This is a genomic window from Lachnoclostridium sp. (genome assembly GCF_031997925.1).
Lineage (GTDB): Bacteria > Bacillota > Clostridia > Lachnospirales > Lachnospiraceae > Lachnoclostridium.
The window spans coordinates 106,662-129,619 of the sequence record NZ_DAMADT010000001.1 but is presented as its reverse complement, the minus strand read 5'-3'; the positions used below and the strand labels follow the sequence as shown (position 1 = coordinate 129,619).

Annotated in this window: 17 protein-coding genes, 3 tRNA genes and 2 pseudogenes; 2 read left to right on the top strand and 20 right to left on the bottom strand. The window is 36.6% G+C overall.

From position 1 onward, the window contains the following. Nucleotides 1-52 precede the first annotated feature (52 nt). The 3 genes from RTP52_RS00575 to RTP52_RS00565 form a co-directional block, all read right to left on the bottom strand. On the bottom strand, nt 53-283 hold the full coding sequence (locus RTP52_RS00575) for a hypothetical protein (protein ID WP_312103102.1): 231 nt from the start codon (nt 281-283) through the stop codon (nt 53-55). Nucleotides 284-441: 158 nt separating this feature from the next. Continuing rightward, nucleotides 442-1,848, bottom strand: coding sequence for a 23S rRNA (uracil(1939)-C(5))-methyltransferase RlmD (rlmD, locus tag RTP52_RS00570; RefSeq protein WP_312368545.1), 1,407 nt, complete (start codon nt 1,846-1,848; stop codon nt 442-444). A gap of 221 nt (nt 1,849-2,069) precedes the next feature. Beyond that, entirely contained in the window at nt 2,070-3,017 is a 948-nt protein-coding gene (locus RTP52_RS00565; protein ID WP_312103106.1) for a 3'-5' exoribonuclease YhaM family protein, read from the bottom strand. 430 nt (nt 3,018-3,447) lie between these two features. Here RTP52_RS00565 and RTP52_RS00560 point away from each other — a divergent pair, with 430 nt between their 5' ends. Next, nucleotides 3,448-4,332, top strand: a complete 885-nt coding sequence (locus RTP52_RS00560) for a GNAT family N-acetyltransferase (RefSeq protein WP_312103108.1) — start codon at nt 3,448-3,450, stop codon at nt 4,330-4,332. 245 nt (nt 4,333-4,577) lie between these two features. Here the strand turns inward: RTP52_RS00560 and RTP52_RS00555 are convergent, their stop codons facing one another. The 10 genes and pseudogenes from RTP52_RS00555 to RTP52_RS00510 all read right to left on the bottom strand — a co-directional run bounded on the left by RTP52_RS00555 (nt 4,578) and on the right by RTP52_RS00510 (nt 16,264). Further along, nucleotides 4,578-5,948, bottom strand: coding sequence for a S1C family serine protease (locus RTP52_RS00555; protein ID WP_312368544.1), 1,371 nt, complete (start codon nt 5,946-5,948; stop codon nt 4,578-4,580). A gap of 199 nt (nt 5,949-6,147) precedes the next feature. Next, nucleotides 6,148-7,521 carry a sensor histidine kinase gene (locus RTP52_RS00550; protein ID WP_312103114.1) on the bottom strand — a complete coding sequence of 458 codons (1,374 nt, stop codon included), beginning with the start codon at nt 7,519-7,521 and terminating at the stop codon, nt 6,148-6,150. Between the two features lie 50 nt (nt 7,522-7,571). Further along, nucleotides 7,572-8,288: a response regulator transcription factor gene (locus RTP52_RS00545; protein WP_312368542.1), complete on the bottom strand. Its 717-nt coding sequence runs from the start codon at nt 8,286-8,288 to the stop codon at nt 7,572-7,574. Nucleotides 8,289-8,388: 100 nt separating this feature from the next. Beyond that, nucleotides 8,389-10,779: an endonuclease MutS2 gene (locus RTP52_RS00540; RefSeq protein ID WP_312368541.1), complete on the bottom strand. Its 2,391-nt coding sequence runs from the start codon at nt 10,777-10,779 to the stop codon at nt 8,389-8,391. A gap of 362 nt (nt 10,780-11,141) precedes the next feature. Then, nucleotides 11,142-11,642, bottom strand: coding sequence for a tRNA (cytidine(34)-2'-O)-methyltransferase (locus RTP52_RS00535; protein WP_312368540.1), 501 nt, complete (start codon nt 11,640-11,642; stop codon nt 11,142-11,144). A gap of 169 nt (nt 11,643-11,811) precedes the next feature. Next, the gene (locus tag RTP52_RS00530; protein WP_312103652.1) at nt 11,812-12,282 is read right to left on the bottom strand and encodes a chemotaxis protein CheX; all 471 of its coding nucleotides are present in this window, start codon (nt 12,280-12,282) and stop codon (nt 11,812-11,814) included. A 213-nt stretch (nt 12,283-12,495) separates the two neighbouring features. Continuing rightward, nucleotides 12,496-13,581 (bottom strand): annotated as a pseudogene (locus RTP52_RS00525) (pyridoxal phosphate-dependent aminotransferase); the annotation flags it as partial. A 51-nt stretch (nt 13,582-13,632) separates the two neighbouring features. Next, nucleotides 13,633-14,034 (bottom strand): annotated as a pseudogene (locus RTP52_RS20325) (Lrp/AsnC family transcriptional regulator); the annotation flags it as partial. A gap of 57 nt (nt 14,035-14,091) precedes the next feature. Next, nucleotides 14,092-15,090 carry an AIR synthase-related protein gene (locus RTP52_RS00515; RefSeq protein ID WP_312368539.1) on the bottom strand — a complete coding sequence of 333 codons (999 nt, stop codon included), beginning with the start codon at nt 15,088-15,090 and terminating at the stop codon, nt 14,092-14,094. 214 nt (nt 15,091-15,304) lie between these two features. Continuing rightward, a complete protein-coding gene (locus tag RTP52_RS00510) occupies nt 15,305-16,264 on the bottom strand; it encodes a VanW family protein (protein WP_312103643.1) in 960 nt (319 codons plus the stop codon). A 275-nt stretch (nt 16,265-16,539) separates the two neighbouring features. Here RTP52_RS00510 and RTP52_RS00505 point away from each other — a divergent pair, with 275 nt between their 5' ends. After that, on the top strand, nt 16,540-17,154 hold the full coding sequence (locus tag RTP52_RS00505) for a hypothetical protein (protein ID WP_312368538.1): 615 nt from the start codon (nt 16,540-16,542) through the stop codon (nt 17,152-17,154). 75 nt (nt 17,155-17,229) lie between these two features. Here RTP52_RS00505 and RTP52_RS00500 read toward each other — a convergent pair whose 3' ends face one another. The 7 genes from RTP52_RS00500 to RTP52_RS00470 form a co-directional block, all read right to left on the bottom strand. Next, nucleotides 17,230-17,937: a 3'-5' exonuclease gene (locus tag RTP52_RS00500; RefSeq protein WP_312368537.1), complete on the bottom strand. Its 708-nt coding sequence runs from the start codon at nt 17,935-17,937 to the stop codon at nt 17,230-17,232. A 151-nt stretch (nt 17,938-18,088) separates the two neighbouring features. Beyond that, nucleotides 18,089-18,778 carry an endonuclease III gene (nth, locus tag RTP52_RS00495; protein WP_312368536.1) on the bottom strand — a complete coding sequence of 230 codons (690 nt, stop codon included), beginning with the start codon at nt 18,776-18,778 and terminating at the stop codon, nt 18,089-18,091. A 97-nt stretch (nt 18,779-18,875) separates the two neighbouring features. After that, nucleotides 18,876-20,660: a B12-binding domain-containing radical SAM protein gene (locus tag RTP52_RS00490; RefSeq protein ID WP_312368535.1), complete on the bottom strand. Its 1,785-nt coding sequence runs from the start codon at nt 20,658-20,660 to the stop codon at nt 18,876-18,878. Nucleotides 20,661-20,696: 36 nt separating this feature from the next. Then, nucleotides 20,697-20,767 (bottom strand) — tRNA-Gly (locus RTP52_RS00485). A gap of 102 nt (nt 20,768-20,869) precedes the next feature. Next, nucleotides 20,870-20,955: transfer RNA gene (locus tag RTP52_RS00480), tRNA-Leu, on the bottom strand. 4 nt (nt 20,956-20,959) lie between these two features. Next, nucleotides 20,960-21,041, bottom strand: a tRNA-Tyr gene (locus tag RTP52_RS00475). 96 nt (nt 21,042-21,137) lie between these two features. Continuing rightward, a partial coding sequence (locus RTP52_RS00470; RefSeq protein ID WP_312368534.1) for a glycoside hydrolase family 13 protein occupies nt 21,138-22,958 on the bottom strand: 1,821 nt, incomplete at its 5' end.

The following is a 22,958-nucleotide window of genomic DNA, read 5'->3' as shown; positions in this document are numbered from 1 at the left end:
AGCCATTTTTCCACGCCTCGATTCCGAGATGAATTCCTGTTAATCTGAGGTTTTACATATCAATATCCACTGTTATCTCCACATAAAATTTCAATTCCATCAATCCAATCTTGAACTTGCTTATCATCAAAATCACTTGTTGCCGCAAATCCCGGTAACAACTTTGCGTTAGGGCATTCTTTCTTGCTTCTTTGGTTGCGCCATTGTAGGCAAATGAATAAGGTTTTTCCGAGATTAGCTCTCTAATTTCTCCATCTGTAATAATTGCTATATCTTCTGCCATACTTTATTGATAACCTTACTAAAGCAACTATCAAAAAATACCGAATGTCATATATAAATTGGGCAAATAAACAAGGTCGAAAAATGTACTTTTCTCGCCCGTTTTTTGCTCTTTTTCGCACCAAAACCGCAACATCTTGCGGTCAAACCATCTTATTTTCACTTTTGACCACTATTCGTCATCATTACTACGCACTCAACGTGCACTGAGTGAGGAAATTGATCAACAGGTCTAACCTTCTTAAGATCATACCCATGCTCTATCAAATACTTTAAATCCCTTGCTAGTGTTGCTGGGTCACAGGAAACATAAACAATTCTTTTTGGTTTCATGGAAACGATAGTTTCTAATAAACTTTCCTCGCATCCTTTTCTTGGCGGGTCGACAACAATCACATCTGCATAGATTTTTCCTCCGCTTAATTGATATTGCTTTGGCAATACCTCTTCTGCTGCACCTACAAAAAACTCTGCATTGTTAATGTCGTTTAATTTAGCATTTGCTTTGGCATCCTCAATAGCCTGTGGTATAATCTCAACCCCATATACCATCTTTGCCTTTTTCGCTAAGAATAAAGAAATCGTTCCAATCCCACAGTATAAATCCCAAACAAGTTCATTTCCTGTAAGTTCAGCGTAATCAAGCGCCAGATCATATAATTTCTTTGTCTGTACTGGGTTTACCTGATAAAAGGATAAAGGTGAGATTTGATATTTTATATCGCCAATATAATCCGTAATATAGGTAGGACCATAAAGAGGAATGATCTCTTCCCCTAGGATTACATTCGTCTTCTTGGTATTCTTATTAAGACAGATACTAGTAACCTTAAATTCTTTTGGAAGGTTCGGACATGCTAAAATTTGTTTTATTAACTTGTCACTAGCTGGTAACTCTTTGCCATTGATAATTAGGCATATCATTAATTCCTTTGTAGTAAAACCAACTCGAAGAAGGATGTGTCTTACTAGTCCTTTATGACTTTCTTCGTCATAAATACTGATATTTTCCTGTTTCAAAAAATTTCGAATGCAAGCAATGAGAGGTTCTGTACTTTCGTCACCTATGTGGCATTTAGCAGTATCGATAATGGAATGAGTTCTACCTGCATAAAATCCGATTACTATTTCTCCATCCGGACGTTTTCCAACTGGAAATTGTGCTTTATTACGATAGTAATAAGGGTTCTCCATACCAACGATTGGCTCCATCGGTAGATTTTCAATTCCACCAATTCTCTTTAAACAGTTAAGAACTTTATTCTGCTTATAGCGTAATTGCTCTTCATAGGATAATTGTTGAATCTGACAACCTCCACATTTTGATGCAATTTCACATCTTGGAGTAACTCGGTAAGGGGATGGGGTTACAATCTGTTCGATACGGGCATAACCATAGGTTTTCTTAGTCTTCATTACCCTAACAAGAAGTTCATCTCCTACTACTGCATCCTTTACAAACAGAGTGAATCCAAGTACCTTTCCAATCCCTTCCCCATCTGCACCGATGTCTTCTATAATTATTGGTACAACTTCATTCTTCCCTGGTATCTTAACCTGTTCCATATCTAGCCTCCATGCTACGACTGTTTTTTAGGAGTAGCTAATGGCTCAAGTTTGGCGTAGCACAAACTTGTTGGGTGAAAGAGTTATCTTTCATACTTACTCTCTCTTTCTAACACCCAATTTAAGAATCTACTCTTACAAAAAAGAGTTTGTGCCATGAAATAAAATGGCACAAATCTTCTAATAAAACTATGGTAATTTATTTTTAAAAACAATTTGGTTTATTCATAATCCGAGGATCTTCTCACGTTAGATTCAAATAAGCGCTGGAAGCCTAACCAATCATTCTTATCTTCTTCGCTTGTTAAGATTTCCTTCATGGTCTGTAATTTTGCATCTAAATTATCTGCCATACTAAGTGCTAACGCTTCCATAAGCGCTGGCTTCTTTGGTGATCCATATTCCAGTTCTCCATGATGAGCTAAGATACAATGCATAATTTCACTTGCCATCTTCTTAGGGAATCCAGGAATCGTCTTCATTCTTTCATTTAGCTTAGCAGTTCCGATGAAGATATGACCAAGGAGGTTGCCTTCGTCGGTGTAATCATTTTCAGGGAAGCTGGAGATTTCTTCTAGCTTACCAAGGTCATGGAACATCGCTGAAACTAATAGTAAGTCTCTTTGAATCAATGGATAATTATCCGCTAAATAATCACATAAACGTACCACGCCTAATGTGTGCTCCAGTAATCCACCCATAAAACCATGATGTACGCTCTTTGCAGCAGAGTGTCTCTTAAATCGTAACGCAAAGTCCTTATCCTGGACAAAAAAGCTTTGCGCTAACTGCTTTACATGTGGTTCTTTTATTTTATCTACATATCTTAGTAACTCTTTATACATATCCTCTACATTCTTATCGGTAGAAGGCATATAATCTGCAGGATCATATTCACCTTCTTGGCATTTTCTAACACGTTTTACATTTAGCTGTAAGGAGCCTTGAAAACATGTTACTTGCCCTTCGATATGTATATAATCCATGGTATCAAAATGTTCAATTCCAGGGCCTAATTCCCATACCTTAGCATCTTTTATTCCGGTTTTATCTTGTACTAACATGGAATAATAGCTTTTTCCAGCCTTTGTTTTTAAAATTTGAAGTTGCTTACAAAGATATGTTTCTTTAAACATTTCTCCGTCTCGTAACTCACCTAAATATCTCATTTTATTACCTAGCCTTTCTATTCTAGAACAACTGCGATTGAAATTAACTCTTACTTCAACCACCTATTTTCTATTATACCCCACCTAAGTCAATATATAAAGTGTGAAATACTAGAACTCTTATACATTTTACTTGCATTATCGAAAAGATATTGTTTCTGCCTTTTAAATAATACCTTAAACTTTTTTCTAACCCACCTTTAAGGTTTTCTAATCTACCACTTTATGATAAAATTAACTAGATACTGTCGTAGGAGGGAATCTACCGATCAACCTCCATATTGCTAATGGACTGTATTGTTGTATAAACTGTATTTTTATATAAACTGTATTTTTATATACACTGTATCGTTACAAGCAATAATACTAAGAAACAATATCTTACATAGGCTATCTAGATATAATTGAATATGCTAGAAATGAGGTTATTATGGAGTATAGAGTAAATTATCAAAATGACACTGCTTTAAGAAATAGTTTTCATGCCTTAACCCAAAAGGTATTTCATTTCCAACTAAAGGATTGGTATGACCATGGGTATTGGAGTGAATCATATGAACCACATTCCATGATAGATGGTAATACTGTTGTTGCTAATATTTCTGTCAATCATATGACTATGACAATCGCTGGGGTGAAAAAGAGTTTCTTACAAATTGGAACAGTTATGACAGACCCTGCTTATCGCAATCAAGGTCTTAGTCGTCAACTGATGGAATCAATTTTAGAAAAATATCTTGGTAAAGTGGACGGAATCTATCTTTTTGCAAATGACAGTGTACTCGAGTTTTATCCGAAGTTTGGATTTATAAAAAGTAACGAATATGTTTATCGTTATCATTTAAATTTTTCAGAATCAGAACATGAACTTGAAGGCAAAGTTTTAAAACCTCAAAAAGTAGATATGTCCGATGATAAAAATCGTAATGTTTTGCTAGAAGCGATGAAACATAGTATACCAAATGAAGCTTTCTCCATGGATAATTTCGGTCTCATGGCGTTTGGGTTAACAGGTCCATACTGTGATAATATTTATTATTTACCTGAATTAGATTGCTACATCGTGGCCTCGATTCATAGTAAAACTCTTTTTCTTCACCAAATTATTGCTTCAAAAATAATTGAACCTAAGGATATCGCCTTATTTTACAGTGATATCATTGAAACAATTGAGTTAGGATTTACCCCGTTTCATACCTCTCTATACGAAGTATCTACTTACCATGAAGAAGATAGTACTTTATTCATTCTTGGTGAAGATTTACTTAATGTAGAACGTTTAAAATTACATTTTCCAGACCTATCTCATGCTTAATGATCGTATTTTCTTTCTAGGTTGGAGCATAGGAAATCTAGATTTCTACCATTGGTAGAGTAAGCTAATGATACTACAAAAGTAAGTCTTTCGGGACTTGCTTTTGTTCGATTTAAGACAAAAACGGAACTTTCGCTTCATAGATTACTCCTCTATTTTGCAAAAGCCCCGTTATTATTCATGACAAGGATAAGTTCGCTAGGCGTGCTTCTTCTTGTTGAATTATTTCTATAATTATTAAACATCTATTCTTTTAGTTCCAGTACAACCTTAATACTCTTTTCCGAAAGTTCTTGCTTAACCTTTCGTTGAACCACAACAGTCACGATTTCTTTCGGTTTGTAATTATTTAAAATACTAGCGAAATTAGATATGTTGGTAACTGAGTATTCATTCACCTGAGTAATAATATCCCCCTGCTTAATCCCTGCATTAAATGCTGGTGAATCAGAACGAACTTCTGTTACATAAATTCCTGTAGATAAATTAAAGGATTGTAAGACATCGGAAGGAATATCTTCACCTATAATTCCAAAAGTAACTCTCTCGGTTTTATTGGCTAGTTTTTCTATGACTGGTTTTAACCTAGAGATACCAACCACTGTATTTACATCCGGATTTGCAGTATCCTTCATCTTTTCAGACATGATACCAATAATCTGTCCTTTTGTATTGATAATGACACCATCACTGTTATTATTTACATTCAAATTAGTATGAAATACATCAAGGCGATTATCCATAATGTAATAGGAATCACCACTGCTAGAGACCATACCAAACATCATCGAGCCATTATATCCATCAGGCTTTCCAAGTGCAATCACTGGCGCACCAAGCGTAATCGAATACGATTCTCCTAGATCTGCAATCTTTATTGATGACATTTTCTGTGGTGGTATATCTTTTAATTTAACTGCAACTACTGCTAGATTATAATCTTTATCATAAGACCATAGTTTACCGGAAACGGTAAAACCAGAAACACTAAAGCTGGAGTTAAATGTTACTTCTAAATCACTAGCACCATTAATCTTATCTAGACTCGTTAAAACAAGTAATTCTGCATTATTTTCCGCAATAATGATACCGGTAGTAGTGCGTTTGGTTTCATACGTTTCATCAAACCAATCTACTTGATTTTCTATGGCTGTTACCACAGCTAAACCGCTCGTAGCCGAAGTAGCAACTTTCTTTAATTCAAATAGCATACGTTCATAATCTTCCACGGTAGCTTCTATTTTCTTCTCAACAACCGTTACTTGATCTTCGTTATCCGGAACCCCTGTAATAGTAGCAGTTGGTTCTGGTGTCGTACTGATACTCGGTGTTATCGTAACATTCTCCCCTGTACCATCAGATCCTGTAGGATTCTCTGCCCCTTCGGATGGGAAAGTAATCTGTTCTCTTTCAGTCGTATCAATTCCAAGTACCTTAATCCAAAAATGATTCGATTTTATGAATACATATCTTGCCACCAGTCCAAAAATAACTGCAAGTACCACAGTAAAAACAGCGGCATACACCATTTTTTTCACCTTGTGTTTTCTCCTTGGTACTACTTTTTCCTGAATAAAGCGAAACTCTTTCTCAGGTTCAGGTGTCTTTGTTTCCATATGTGCTCTCCTTACGCATACATAAGTATCAATTGTGCCTGTCTTATCATTCTAGCACAGACTTATGAACTAACTATGAAGAAACTGTAAACAATAAAGCTACGTTTTTGCGGTATTTTACTGTATTTCGACATTATTTCCAAACCAAAGGCTTTGCCGCCTGTTTTACCTTAGTCTTTTTAGGCTTTTCTACCGGCTTTTAATAATCTGTTTTCTTTAGAGAAAAAATAAATTCTGTTCCAACACCCTCAGTACTGACAACATTAATATTTTCATCATGGGAGGTAATAATTTCCTTCGCAATCGATAACCCAAGGCCAGTTCCCTTCTTATCTTTTCCTCTTGAGGAATCTGTCTTATAAAAACGTTCCCAAATCTTTTTAATGCTATCTTTCGGAATTCCTATTCCGTGATCTTTTACCGATATTAAGACCTTTGAACCCTTCTCTTCCGTTGTCACCTTGATTGTGGAATCTACATTACTAAACTTAATCGCATTATCGATCAAGTTATAGAGGACCTGTTGAATCTTGTCAATATCCGCATCTACAAAAGTTTCCTTCGCTGAGAATTCTAAATTAAACACAATACGCTTCTTTGTGCATTGTCCTTCGAAGGTAGCTGCTGTCTTTCTTATAGCAGCATTGATATCAAAGGAAGAAAGATCAAGTAACGTACCTTTATTATCAAAACTATTTAAGGATAATAGGTTTGTTGTTAACTTTGTCAAACGCTCTGTTTCAAATAAAATAATATCAAGATATTTATTTTGCATCTCATATGGTATTGTCCCATCTCTCATAGCTTCTGCATACCCTCTAATCGAGGTAAGAGGGGAACGGAAATCATGAGAGATGTTAGCCACGAACTTTTTCTGATAATCATCTAAATTCTTAAGTTCATCTGCCATGTATTTGACGCTATTCGCTAATTCCCTATACTCATCATTCGTCCGTATTTCCATTGGTTCATCAAAGTTTCCTTTGGCATATTCACTGCAAACTATTGTAATACGACGTACTGGAAAAACCGTAATATAATAGATAATCAAAAAAATTAAGAATAAAATGATTAAAAATACTAAGTAACAGACATTGACTACATCAATATAATAAATGCTTTCACTTCGAATACTATCCATTGGCATATGGATACAAACATACCCTTTAATGGAATAGTTATAAGGAATACGCACTACAACACTAAGCATAGGTTCTGTAAATATCCCCTTAAAATATACATTTTCCGAAAATGTCTGCTCTAAAAAATTAGCATCCAGATTTGTAATATTTATCCCTATTGCATTGCTTCTTGTATCTGCTACTATAGTACCGTCTTTACTGACAATCCAAATTCGAGTACCAAGAAAATTATCTATAACTCGCAACTGTTCTACCATCTCAGTAGCATAGTCAGTAACAATAATGGATGCCTCATTATAAAGCTCATCCTTCTTTCGATCCATCAGCTTATTTTCCATAAATTTAACCCCAAAGGTATTTAAAAGCAGAAACATCGAAATCGCAGCAAAGCAATAACATAGAATTAATTTTACAAATGCTGTTCTCTTCATAGCATCCTCTATTCTGGCGCTTTAACACCTGATATTTCCTACGATATGGACTAATTTTTCTTCACTTCAAATTTATATCCAATTCCCCATACCGTGGAAAGTCTCCATGAGGTATGATCCTTAATTTTCTCACGCAAACGCTTGATATGAACGTCCACGGTTCTTGTATCTCCAATGTACTCATAACCCCAGATATGATCTAGTAATTGTTCTCTTGTGAAAACCTGATTCGGATGAGAAGCAAGAAAATAAAACAACTCTAATTCTTTTGGTGGCATTTCAATGGAATCCCCGAAGTAAGTTACCGAATAATTCGATTGATTGATGACAAGATCAGGGTAAGACACAAAATCACCCAGCTCCTGCATAATTACCTGCTCTGATGTTGACTGTGATGGCACTACGCGCCGAAGTACTGCCTTTACTCTTGCTACCAACTCCTTCGTGTCAAAGGGTTTTATCATATAATCATCTGCACCAAGTTCAAGCCCTAAAACCTTGTCAAAGATCTCTCCCTTCGCAGAGAGCATGATAATCGGTACCGTGCTGGTCTTTCTAACTTCTCTGCATACTTCATAGCCATCAATTCCTGGTAACATCAAATCCAAGAGAATTAAATTAGGCTGATATTCCCGATACTGTGTAATCGCCTCTTCCCCATCATAGACGATCTTGGTATCAAAGCATTCCTTCATCAAATACAGTGAAATTAACTCTGCAATATTGGCATCGTCATCCACAATTAAAATCTTTTGCTTTGTTGCCATACTAACCTCCATTCTACCACAAATCTGCGAATTTATGTGGCAGCACAATATTGAAAACATGCCCGCTCGTAGTCTGTAACCATGCCTTCTCAGTAGTCACTTACTTAAATTCAACAATCGTAACCCCATGGTCACCTTCACCAAATCCACCTACACGATAGCTCTTTACGTAATTGGTTCTTTTTAGATGTGCATGAACTGCATCTTTTAGCGCACCTGTGCCTCTACCATGAATAATCGTAACTTGTGGCAGATGAGCAAGATAAGCATCATCTAAGTATTTATCCACCATTGGGAGTGCTTCATCCACACGCTTTCCAATAATATTTAATTCTGGACTTATCGATAACGATTTACTCATACGGATCTTACCGCTTTGGGTTTTCGTCATCGTTGGAGCAACTATCGTTTCTTCATCAATTAATTCTAGGTCTGAAATATTTACAAGGGATCGTAATATTCCCATTTGTACATATAAGTCTCCCTTTGCGTTTGGAAGAGTACTTACAGAACCCTTTAAATTTAAACTAATCACGTGAACAGAGTCACCAACCTTAAAGTCGGAAGGTTTATGCTGCTTGCGGTTCTTTTTTTCTTTAGAAGCTAGACTAGAAGCCGTATCTCCCAGCTTTTCACGTAAGGCAGCACGTTCGTTCTCCATTTCTTTATTGTTCGCGCCACCCGCACTCCACTTATTATACTTACGAATGGTTTCATCCGCATAGTCCTTTGCTTCTTGAAGAACAGTCCTAGCTTTTTCATTCGCTTCTCTAAGTATCCGATCTTTTGCAGCATCAATCTTTGTATTCTTTTCCGCTAACTTTCGTTTTAATTCTTCTACTTCTTTTTTGTATTGCTCTGCCTCTGCTTTATCTTTCTCCATCGCCATACGGCTAGCTTCTAGATTACTAATGACATCTTCAAAGCTTTCGTCCTTTGTACCGATAAATTCTCTCGCTTTTTCAATAACATAATTCGATAATCCAAGCTTAGAGGATATTGCAAACGCATTACTCTTACCAGGTATACCGATCAATAAACGATACGTAGGTTGAAGGGTTTCTACGCTAAATTCACAGCATGCATTCGATACTCCTTCTGTGGAGAGAGCGAATATTTTTAACTCGCTATAATGTGTGGTTGCCATGGTACGAATCTTTCTTTGATGAAGGTAACTTAGAATTGCCATCGCAAGAGCAGCACCTTCCGTTGGATCTGTTCCGGCACCAAGTTCATCAAATAGTACTAAGGAATTTTCGTTAGCATGTTCTAATATAGAAACGGTATTGGTCATATGAGAAGAAAAGGTACTTAAGCTTTGTTCAATACTCTGCTCATCACCTATATCTGCATATACTTCCTCAAATATTGATAATTCTGAGCCATCGAATGCAGGAATGTGTAACCCAGCCTGTCCCATTAACGTAAACAAACCAACAGTTTTTAACGATACGGTTTTACCACCCGTGTTTGGTCCTGTTATAACTAATAGATCAAACTTATCGCCAAGATAGATATCAATCGGCACGACTTTCTTAGGGTCAATCAGTGGGTGACGTCCCTTTTTAATATTAATGTAGTGATGATTATTAAAATGTGGCTGACTTGCCTTCATATTCTTTGACAGCCCCGCACGTGCAAAGATAAAATCCAGTTCCGCTAACGTAGTCTGATTATACTTAAGATTATATTTCTCTGTAGCTACCAGATTACTAAGTTCAGCAAGTATTTTCTCTATCTCTTCCTGCTCGCGTATCGCAAGCTCAGCAAGTTCATTATTTAACTTAACAATCGCCATTGGCTCAATAAAAGCGGTTGATCCAGTAGAAGACTGGTCATGCATCATGCCTTGGAAAGTATTCTTATATTCTTGCTTAATTGGAAGACAATATCTACCGTTTCTCATCGTGATAATTGCATCCTGAAGCATTCCCTTGGTAGAAGCAGAATTTAAGATACTTCCAAGTTGCTCGTGTACCTTATCATTCGTTAGTTTAATCTGTCTTCTTACACTCTTTAATCCTGGGCTTGCATCATCTGCAATTTCTTCTTCCGAGATAATACAACGTCTGATTTCATTATTGATTGGAGATAACGGTTCTAATAAATGGAAACGTTCTGTTAAGGTATCTTGCGCAGCTTCCTCCGTTTCCTCGTTGTTCTTTTGATTATAACCATAATTTTTAGCTCTTAATGTTGCAGTCAAAACAGAGCTGATTTTTAATAACTCACCAGCTCCCAAGGATGCACCTATCTCTAATCTCATCAGAGTATCTCTAATATCTGGTATTCCAGAGAAGGAGAGTGTACCCTTTGCATAGAGTCTTGTTAGTGCATCCGTTGTCTCTTGTTGCATCTGAACAATATCTTCTAGTTTGGTTAGTGGCAATAGCTGATGACACTTTTCCCGTCCAAGAGAAGAACCAGCAAGAGCACTGAGTTTTTCTATAATTTTATGATATTCCAATGTACGTAACGCTTTTTCATTCATAATAACTCCCATCTGTGTGCTTAGCACACATACAAATCAAGATGTTCTAACTCCCATAATATATCAAACATCGCTCCTCATTGTCACTGATCAATGCTTCAAGTGCAAATCCCTTGAAATCCACAACGATAGAGGCACTCTTATTTTACTATATTTTATAATAAAAGTAAAACAACTCTATTACTAACTGTGATTATTTAAAGCTTGTTTTTCAGATATTTTAGTTATTCATGAAAAGAACATCATTAACTTTTCCTTGTCATGAATAAAACAAAGGATACGATATAGGATTAGGACTAAACTAATATCTATTAGCTTTACTAATCCTTTCCCTATCGTATCCTATTTCCTACCCAAAAAACTTATTTTGCTTCCTCCCAAGAATGATGATGGAGATTTCCAAGTAGACGCATATGATCAAAGTTTTGCTGTCTTAATGCCTCATATAGTACAATTGCTACAGAATTGGAAAGATTCAAAGAACGGATTTCTCCAATCATTGGGATACGAATAGAGGTATCCTTATTATCTAATAAGATTTCCTCTGGTATTCCTGCACTTTCCTTTCCGAACATAATAAAACAATCCGGTTCATAAGAAACTTCTGTATACACATGTCTAGCTTTCGTTGTTGCCATATAGATTTTTGCATTTGGATTTCTTCGCAAAAAATCATCATAGTTTTCATATACAGTAACGTCTAAGTCTTTCCAATAATCAAGACCCGCACGCTTAATTTCTTTTTCATCTAAACGAAATCCCAGTGGCTCAATTAAGTGTAGCTTAGTTCCGGTGGCCACGCAAGTTCTACCTATATTACCTGTGTTCGCAGGAATTTCTGGCTCAAATAATACAATATTCATAGTTTTCCCTTTCCTTCGCATCTTTTTGCGCATCCGAAGCCTACTTAGTAGGCTGGATATTTGTGCTGAGGACGATGTAAACACAAATATCCGAGTAAAAAAAATAATAAATTTTCTTTCACTCTTCCTTTCAAACATTTAAGGGTGCTACCATATGGCAGCACCCGAGTTAGTTTCCTTTTATTGCAACGTTAATTTCAATCGTTTTACCATCATCATAAATTAATGGAATACAAATATTTGCAGCAAAGTTATTTGTAAACTTCACAGTTCCTGTACACATCGTCGGAGGCGTGATATCCACTTCGATTCCTTTGGTAGAAAATACAGTTGCTGTATTACCTAAAATCATGTTACATAGCTCACAGATGGCACTCTTAGACAAATCATCCAGTTCGGTTAAGGTCATCATACACATTTTAGATGCGATATCGAGTGCTACCTTATCTTCAAAGCTTAAGATAACCTGACCACTCATCTCCCCAGTTACTCCAAGCATGATAAGTAATGACTGATCCGCAATTACTGCTTCTTTTGTGGATGGCTTACCTACTTTGGCATCAATCATTACCATGTCTTTCAGTACTTTGGTTGCTGCTATTAAAAACGGATTTATATAGTCTGCGCTTATAACCGCCATTTTCCCTCCTATGTATCAACACGCTTTATCCATACAGTAGAAATACGTTTGATGCTATCTTATTGTTAACAGTAAGATAATAAGCAAATCACATAGACTTAGCACTAAACTCTAAGGAGTAAGTGATAAGTTATGTGCGCTTATTCTCTAAAATGTTCCATTTTTTCTTTGATTATATCACGTTTTGGAATATATTATCAACTTATTTTCACATTATCTGTGTTTTTTTACAAACCTAGCCATTCTTTCTAATGCTTCTTTTAAATTCTCAATAGAATAAGCATAGGATATACGAAGAAAACCTTCGCCACAATCTCCGAATGCTGTACCAGGTACTACTGCTACCTTTTCTTCATGAAGTAAAGCATTTGCAAATTCATCACTGGTCATTCCAAGACTCTTAATGCATGGAAATACATAGAAAGCACCGAATGGTTCAAAACATTCTAATCCCATTTCATGTAGCGCATTTACTACATATCTTCTCCGCTTATCATAATCATCTCGCATCATCTCCACATCTGGATCACCTGCACGAAGTGCTTCCACTGCAGCATACTGACTTGTGGTTGGCGCACACATGATAGCAAATTGATGGATTTTAGTCATCTGCTCAATAATTGCTTTTGGACCAGCTGCATAGCCTAGTCTCCAGCCTGTCATTGCATAGGATTTAGAGAAACCATTGATAACAATAGTCCTTTCCTTCATACCAGGTAGACTTGCAATGGATACATGCTTCGTACCATACGTAAGCTCACTATAGATTTCATCCGATAGAACAAATAAATCCTTCTCAATAACTACTTCTGCAATTTCCTTTAACTCTTCTTCGGTCATAATTGCTCCAGTTGGGTTATTTGGAAATGGTAAGACTAAGATTTTTGTTTTGTCTGTTATCGAATCTAACAACTCTTGCTTGGTTAATTTAAAATTATTCTCATTCTTTAACTCTATGATAACTGGCTTACCATCTGCTAATAATACGCATGGTAAGTAAGACACATAGCTTGGCTGCGGGATTAGTACCTCATCCCCTTCATCTATCATTGCGCGAAGTGCAGCATCAATTGCCTCGCTACCTCCAACCGTAACGATTACATCATGGCGGTAATCATAAGTTAAATTGCATCTGCGATATAAATAATTACAAATCTCTTTTCTTAGTTCAACAAGTCCGGAATTTGAAGTATAAAAAGTCCTACCTTTTTCTAACGAATAAATACCCTCCTCACGAATATGCCAAGGAGTATCAAAATCTGGCTCTCCCACACCGAGAGAGATTGCATCTTTCATTTCTTTTTCATGCACTAGCGGCATACCATGCTCTTTATATTTCTTTAATACAAAGTGGGTGGCTGTACTTAAAACAGCCTCCATAGGGGCGAGCTTACTTGATACGAAATTCGCTACCTCACGCATACTCTTACCATCAATAATTACGGTAAGATCGAAACCGCCAGACATTAAATATACTGACTCTACCTCTTCAAATTTATAGATACGTTCCGCGATACGGTCAAAGCCTTGGCCCCTTTGTGGAGTAACCTTTACTTCAATTAAAGCAGTAACCTTCTCACTTTCGGTTTTATCCCAGTTAATCAGAGTAGGATACCCACAAATGATGGATTCTGCTTCCAATTCCTTGATCGCGGCCGCGACTGCTGCCTCCTCGGCGTCTATCATCACCGCCAGTTCTTTGGCAGTTAATTTACTGTTCTTGTCAATCGCTTTCAAAATCTTCTCTCTCATGCTATTCCTCTCCTTTACTAAATGTCAAAGGGAATCATTTTCCCAATGCGAATGAGTCTACTCGGATAGACCCTTATATATCTCATCGCCCTTAAAAGGCTCAAGATAACGTATTTCATCCTCTTTCCTTACAATCCTGTCTGGAGTGTTTGTTGTTTTACCAATCACTGAGGCAGGGATACCTTCACTGTTTAATTTTTCTACCAATGACTCTCCCTCTTTTGTAACAAATAAAACACACCCACCGGAATAAAGTAAGTAAGGGTTAAGATCAAGAGCCTCACATACTTCAATGGTCTCTTGAATTAGTAAGATGGAATCTAAGGCAATCTCCATTCCACACTGCAATGATTCCCCGATCTCCCAAAGTGCCGCAAAGATACCCCCTTCAGACACATCATGGGAGCATACGATATCAAAATCCTTTGAAACTTCCATATCCTTTTGTATCGATAGAAGTTCGCCGATTTTTTTACCACCTGCTAAAAAACTCTCTGTTAAACGTTCTTTTAATTTTTCTTTCCTCGATTCAATTAAAAGTTTCGTTGCGGCTAATCCAATATATTTAGACATTACGATTTGATAATCTTTTATGGAATCTTCTATCGATTCCTGCTTTTTATCCATCGTATTTGATTGCTTATTAACTTTTCCTGTTGCATGAATCGTTATAGTGTTTTGTGTCGCCCCTGCACCTACCATCGTTTCTCCAGATAACACTGGAATGGAATACAATGTACTTAATCGATTCAATTCTTTACTATAAACTTTCAGTTCCTGTTCATCTGCATGTCTTCGCAGTGTTAAAGCAACAGATACTGCAATCGGTTTTCCACCCTTTGCATAGATATTATTCACTGCTCGGTGAAAAACTGATTCTATTAGCCCAAACTGATTGCCCTGCATAGATGCTGTTGCGAAAAGCAAATCAGTACTTTCATCATAAAAAATCCTACCTGCATCCAGACTAATCACGGGTGTATTCTTTTGTTTCGTTCCTAAAAACTTTAAGACGGAACGTTTTAAAATAACCTCGCTTACTTTTCCCGTTTTCATATCTTTCTCCATTCTTTTTAACGTACTTTCCTAGAAACAATGTGCTAGTTTTCGAAACGATTTATATTAAGATACCCCCCTCGCTTCTCATTCACAATTCTTGAAAACTGATACTTAACTAGCATTATTTCTAGGTTTGACAGTACAATTAAGCGCTATTATACAACATCCTAGAATTTCTTTCAATAAATTCTTGGAAAATTTCTGCCATAAACTATTTAATTCCGATGGTTAGATGTTGTGGAGATGCCTCATACGTACTTGTATTTAATAAAATACGGTCGATAAGTTCTCCTTGGTAGTAGATTAAACGGTATAGTTCAACTTTATAACCACTATGAGCAGACTGTGTAACTTTCAAATAATTCTTCGGTTGATTTTTGTCGTAAGTAATAACTGCAGGACCTGGCTCAGTCGTTTCGAGAATAACCGATTCATAAGAAACTTTACGATTACTTTTATCTCTTGTTTCTACTCCACGGATTCGTACTGATATACTACCCGCTGGATCTGCAATCGCTTCAATTACAATCGGAGTTTCTAAGGTATTTTGAAAGCAAAAATCCATATAATCACCAGCAATCGCTGCATCCCTACCAAGTTCCACATAACTCACTGTCATGGAATGAGGATGCCGTTCCGTAACTTTTAATTCAGCCCCCAGCACTGCATTGTATAGCGTGGTGGATACTTGACAAACTCCTCCACCAATTGCATTGACAACGCTACCATCTTGATAGGTCCCTGCATCATCGTAACCATTTTCTTTTGTAATCGGAGAAATGGCCTTAACGGTTGAGAATACCTCACCTGGATTTACAACTTTAAGATGCATTTTCTTAGCCGCATTCACAATATTATTTTTTCTTGCTTTCGATGAGTTGTAAAAGTAGGTTGTGTATTGCCCCAAAATTGCATTGGCATCGATTTCTACATTTCCTGGCTTTAATGGAGTTGTATTTTCCGTAATTGCTTCTTTTCCTTCATCTGCAATGAAATCGGCGTTTGGTGTTACTGTTACCGACTCTGGTGAAATGGAAGGTGTTACATCAAATAAAGCCCCATCCAAAGTATGATTCTGTTCCTTTGGTGGGGCTTCATTATTGCATCCTACACAAATTATTACCATCAAACTTAATAGTGTAGTCATAAGGACATTTCGTTTCATTTTCATGATTGCCTCCATCAATATCTCTTATGCTCTATTGTTTGACATTTGGAATATATTTATGTATATTTTTCTTAAGTATATGCTATTGCAAATTCGTTTTAAAACGCGTAACCGCATTATTTTTTCTGTTACGCGAAGATACTTAAAATTGTTGGCACTACCATCGCTAAAATGAGTACTACACAAAGTACAACTGCCATGATTCGTTGCGTCTTTTTATTACGAAACATACATACACCTCTTTTCCAATAAAATTAACATAAGAAAGGAATAACACTATGCCTATTATACTTGGTATCATTCTAATACTTGGAGCTTGGATTGCTTATCAAAAAAGAAAATCTGAAAAAAATTCCAAGAAAAATTCCAAGATTTTCTGGGACAAAGAAAATCAGTCCAACTTAGTTCGTAAAAAGGACTTATCTACTCTGTCTTATATCACGATTCCTTACGACTCCCTACCTTTTAAGGAAACCGGTGATATCGAACTAGCTCAAATTCAAAAACAGTTGTATGAACTTCGCGAACAAAAGATTGTCAACCTGTCTCATATTACCAATACAGACTTAAAACTTGAGTATGGAATTGCTAACCTTAATCTTTTAAGTTCGTATGATCAAAACTTTACCAACCTCATAAGACTCTTAAACAAATGGGCAAACCTGCTATATGAGAAAGGTGAAAAGCAGCAAGCAGCTAATGTTTTAGAATTTGCACTCTCGATTGGGAGTGACATCAGTAGTTCTTACACTTTACTTGCAAAACTTTATCTTGAGTTTGATAGAAAGGAAGAAATATCATCCCTCATTACCCGTGCAAGGGGATTACAAACCATCTTAAAAGATTCAATCTTAGATCAATTATATAAAATGTACGGGAAAGAGGAGGAGTAATTTGCGCACGTTCTTTGCGCACGTGAAATTTGTGCCGAGGATTACGCAGGTACAAATTTCAAGGATTGAAAAGATTTATCTTTTCATCCTACCATAATGTAAAATTGTTTTATCAATAAACCTTGAAGCCATACTTTTACTAAAATCAGCAAACCCTAATGGCACCTCTATTTTATGATAGTTGACCAAATCAAGCAAGTACTTTTTTTGCTTCTCTGTCATTGGTTCTTGCTTCTTTACCTTGTATTTTAATTCTACTGGAAGAAACGATGCTTCAAAATTATTATTAAATTCATCATACAATTTCTGATATAAAGTTGCAGCCGCTATCGCATCTTCCAATGCTCTGTGGCTGCATTCTCTTATTATCCCATAATGCTCACACATCGCTTCGAGACTCTTTTTCTCAAGATCAGCTTTTAATGTTCTAGATAAATAGAGCGTATCAATACCTTGTCGCTCAAACCCTATCTTTAACCTATCCGCTGCAGTTTTTATAAAGCTATAATCAACAGATACGTTATGCCCTAGAAGTACATCTTCTCCAGTAAAAGTTAGAAATTCTTCAATTACTTCCCTCTCTGTCATTGCACCTACAAGCATATCTTCTGTAATTCCAGTTAATTCAACGATTCTTTCAGGCAATGGACACCCTGGATTAACTAGTTTTTCAAAACATTCCTTTGGCTTACCATCAATATAGCGTATGGCAGCCACTTCAATGATTCGATCTTTTTCCGGACTAAGTCCGGTTGTTTCTAAATCTATTGCTAAGAAATTCATCCGAACCCCCATTCTAGTTCATTTTACAAACGTAGTCAAAGCGGATATTCGCAATCCGCTTACGCTACTTGCTCATAACCTCATTGCCACTACGTGGCATTTAAAATGTAAATTTTACAGACATAAACTTCCTGAGTAAAAGATTTTACTTTTACTTCCTTACCTTAACATTTTTCATATTATCTTTACATAGATGTGATAAAAAGCATCGGTCACATTGCGGATTTCTAGCAGTACATAACCCTCTACCATGTGTTATAACCTGTATGTTATAAAGAATCCAATGATCTTTTGGAATTATTTTCATCAAATCATATTCAACCTTTACTGGGTCATCTTCTTTGGTAAATCCAAGCTTTTTAGAGATACGTTTTACATGTGTATCTACTACAATACTTGGCTCATGAAAGATATTACCACGTATTACATTAGCAGTCTTTCTTCCAACTCCAGCTAGGTTTGTTAGAGCATCGATATCGTTTGGTACTTCCCCATGGTATTCTCTCAGCAGTGTTTGACAACAAGAAATAATATTCTTTGCTTTATTTCGATAAAAGCCTGTAGAATGGACATCCTTCTCTAATTCACTTAGATCTGCGTTTGCAAAATCCTCGACACTTTTATATTTCACAAACAAGTCCTTCGTCACGATATTGACACGCTCGTCCGTACACTGCGCACTAAGCATCGTAGCAATTAGCAACTGCCACGGCGTTTCGTGATTCAAGTAACATTTATATTCCATCGAATAATGCTCGCTTAACAGAGCTAAGATCGCATCAATTCTATCTTTTTCCGCTTTACTAAGTCTCTTTTTTTTGATTTCGTCCTCACGTGCCATTCGTATACTCCTTTCAGCCACATTAAATCATGCCTGTCTAGTATCCAAGAATCTAGTGTGAAGTTTTAGAATATCTTAGGCGGCATCTTTTGGCGCCTTAGATATTCTCTTCACACTTCATAGTTTCAATTTCCTTTTGCGTAAGGATGGTAAACTCAGCTTCGCCATGAAGTATTGTTTTCTTTTGATAATCAAACTTTATAATAAGGTCTTTCTCAACAATATTTCCAGTAGAAGCTGCCTCTATAATGTCATAATCAAAGTGCTCTAAATGTAATTGTTCACCCTTTTTATTCGTTCCTTGCGAAGTCAAATAAGCTTTAAATACCTTTTTATACTCCTCAGGATATGGCGCAAAGGAAGGTCTTGTCTTTAAACGCTCTCTTTTGTATAAATCAAATATCATCATCTGCTTTGCTACAGATACAACTTTTGAATCAAATCGTTCTATTAAATATTCAAGCAAAATTTCATATCTGCGAATTCTGTTATGGTTTAATCCAAATAATCCGGAAGTTTCATAAAATTTTGCGAGGTCTTCATAAAAATGAAATGGTGATTTTATAAAATGTTCTATAAATGCTAGGGTTTCCTTAAATTGCCCGCTGTTATAATATACCTCGGTCATTTCTTCTACCCCTTTTAGACGTATTACATCATCATAGGAAAGCCATTTCGTGTACAAAACTTCATAAGGGGGTTTCGCTTTATATACGATACCATATTCCTTACTTACTTCCTCCATGTATGAGCCCTTTAACACCTTTAAAAATCCAAGCTGTAGCTGGTCCGGTCTCATAGCATATACTTCATTAAATGAGGTCCCAAAACTAGTATAATCCTCAAATGGTAGACCTGCAATTAAATCTAAGTGCTGGTGGATGTTATCTGCTTTTTTTATTCTGTCTACATTCTCACTTACCTTAAAAAGGTCCATACGACGATTGATTGCACCAATTGTCCTATCATTAGTTGATTGTACTCCAATTTCTAATTGGATTAATCCTGGACGAAGCGTTTCTAATAAGGATAGTTGCTCCTCATCTAAGATATCTGCTGCAATCTCAAAGTGAAAATTCGTAATTCCATTATCATGCTCTTTAATAAATTGCCAGATACCCATCGCATGAGATTTCTTGCAGTTAAAGGTACGGTCAATAAACTTAACTTGAGCTACCTTTTTATCTAAAAATAGACCAAGCTCTTGATACACTAAATCAAGATCTCGAAAACGTACTCTTTTATCAATCGAACTAAGACAGTAGCTACAGGAAAATGGGCAGCCTCTGCTGGTCTCATAATAGATAATTCGATTTGAAAACTCGGATAATTCCATCGCCTCTTTGTATAAAAACGGAAGCCTAGAAAAATCCATCGGTTCACGAGCGCTGGATTTGTTAATCTCCCCATTCTCCCTACGGTAAGCAATACCTTCAATATCTGCTAAAGTTTTACTTACATCTCCTGTTTTACAATCGGCATTCCAATCCTCTTGTTTTAAATAATACGAGGCTAACTCCTCAAAAGTAGCCTCACCTTCCCCTATCATAATTCCATCTATTTCAGGAAGACGCTTTAGGCATTCCTCTGGGTCATAACTTACCTCAGGGCCACCAAGCCAAATCTTAACACTATCATCAAGCTTACGGTATTCTCGAATGATCTCTTCTACCATACTAATGTTCCAGATGTAACAGGAGAACGCTAACATAGTTGGCCTCTTTCGGTATATACTTTGCAGAATATCATCGGTATATTGATTTATCGTATATTCCGCTAACTCGATATAATCTCTATATTCCTTTGCATAACTCTTTAAGTAGTATATTGCAGGATTAGAGTGAATATATTTTGCATTGATTGCAGTTAATAAGATTTTCATAGCTGGCTCCTTTCTGGTATTTTTGCGTACAAAAAAAGCGGGTGATGGGAATCGAACCCACGTATCTAGCTTGGAAGGCTAGTGTTCTACCATTGAACTACACCCGCATGTGAATTATGTTCGAGATAAAGATATCTCATGTTTGTAAATATGTTCTTAGAAAAACTTAAGTTGATTTCGTATCTAATATCTTAAAGTCAGATATTAGATGCCGGCGACCGGAATCGAACCGGTACGGGAGATTAGTCCCGCAGGATTTTAAGTCCTGTGCGTCTGCCAGTTCCGCCACGCCGGCTAAGTGGATGGAGAAGGATTCGAACCTTCGAAAGCGTCGCTAACAGATTTACAGTCTGCCCCCTTTGGCCACTCGGGAACCCATCCATGGTACTGACAAGGATTGATTATAGCACAGTTATCTTCATTGTACAAGCCCTTATTGAAAAATTTTTTAAATATTTTTATGGTAATTTTTTCATTTTATTTTAAGAACATCAGTCTCTTTGGATAATTTTTTGCAACAATACTAGAACGCGCCTTTAATTTCAATGATAATTCTCCTTGCTCTGGATAATATACCTTAGCATCCACAGCAAAACCAACATCGTCTGTCGCAAACATACGAATCATTGGGCAATCATTTGGAATACCAATTTCCCATACTGGTACGGAAACCATTACCTCGTAATCATTGTTATTTAATAACACTAAAAACTGATCTTCTAAATCAAATCGCCCATAGCTAATCACACCACGAAATGAAGTTAAAAATTTCATGGAACCTACCTTTAGTGCTTGATATGATTTTCGTAATCGTATTAGTTCCTTGTGAAGACGAATTAACTCTTTGTCCTCATTTCCCCAAGGATAAGTTCTTCGATTATCCGGATCAGTCCATCCACATACCCCAGCTTCATCCCCATAATAAATGGTTGGTGCTCCTGGCCAAGTCATCTGAAGTACCACAGCTTCTCTCATAACTGCCATTTGGATTCCTTCTTCTGCTTCCTTGGCTCCGACACTATTGGTTCTACCAACCCTTCGATTCGTTCTTGTTAGAAACCTTGAGTGGTCATGATTGGAAAGCTCATTCATTGCTACTTGTAGTGACTGAGTCTGGAATTTACCCGTAAAATAATTCATTGCATTTATAAAGTTACTATGGTTCGATAACATATCCTCACGATATTGATCACTATGCTTTTCCATTCCCGTAAAAAACCAAGTTACTGGTTCCATAAAGGCATCATAATTCATTACTGAATCCCATTCATCACCCTGTAGCCATTCCGATGGATCTCCATAGTGCTCTGCTAGGATTAGAGCTTCTGGATTCGCTTCTTTTACTGCCTTTCGAAACTCCTTCCAGAACTGATGATTATATTCTGCGGTATAGCCTAAGTCAGCAGCTACATCAAGCCTCCAACCATCCGCATGAAATGGAGGTGAAACCCATTTTTTAGCTATTTCCATAATGTAATCTCTGAGTTTTTGTGACTTCTCATAATTTAACTTAGGGAGAGTATCATGCCCCCACCAGCCATCATAAGTTGCATTATAAGGCCAGGAATCCTCTAGGAATTGAAAGAACGTATGATAAGGGCTTTCTTTTGAAACAAAGGCCCCTTTTTCATAGCCTTTTGCATCTTCATAAATCAACTCACGATCTAGCCATTTATTAAAAGAACCACAATGATTAAATACACCATCGAGTATTATCCTTATTCCACGCTTATGTGCCTCTTCTACTAAGGTTTGAAATAATTGATTGGAAGCCTCAAGATTTTCTAAGCTTGTTACTCTCTTAATATACCTAGTCGCTTCCTTGTTATTCTGGGAAGGCAAATTTTCTCCGTCATCCAGTTTGATAACTCCATAGTGTGGATCTACAAAGTCATAATCTTGTATATCATATTTATGATTGGAGGGTGATACAAAAATAGGATTAATATAGATAGCATCAATCCCTAAATCCTCTAAGTAGTCTAATTTCTTTATTACACCAGCCAAATCTCCACCGTAAAATTCCCTAACTCCATTAACAGCCGGATACTTGTTCCAGTCTAAAACCTGAGCCACACTTTCTCCTATGTAATGATACTCGTTGTCTAGCACATCATTTGACACATCTCCATTATAAAAACGGTCTACGAATATCTGATAAAATACTGCTCCTTTTGCCCAGTCAGGCGTTTTATATCCAGCAAGTATGGTAAATGCTTTTTCTGGTGCAATCTCCTCTGTTACACCATCGGTATTATAATAATATGTCCTTTCACCCTTTACCAACTCAAAATAATA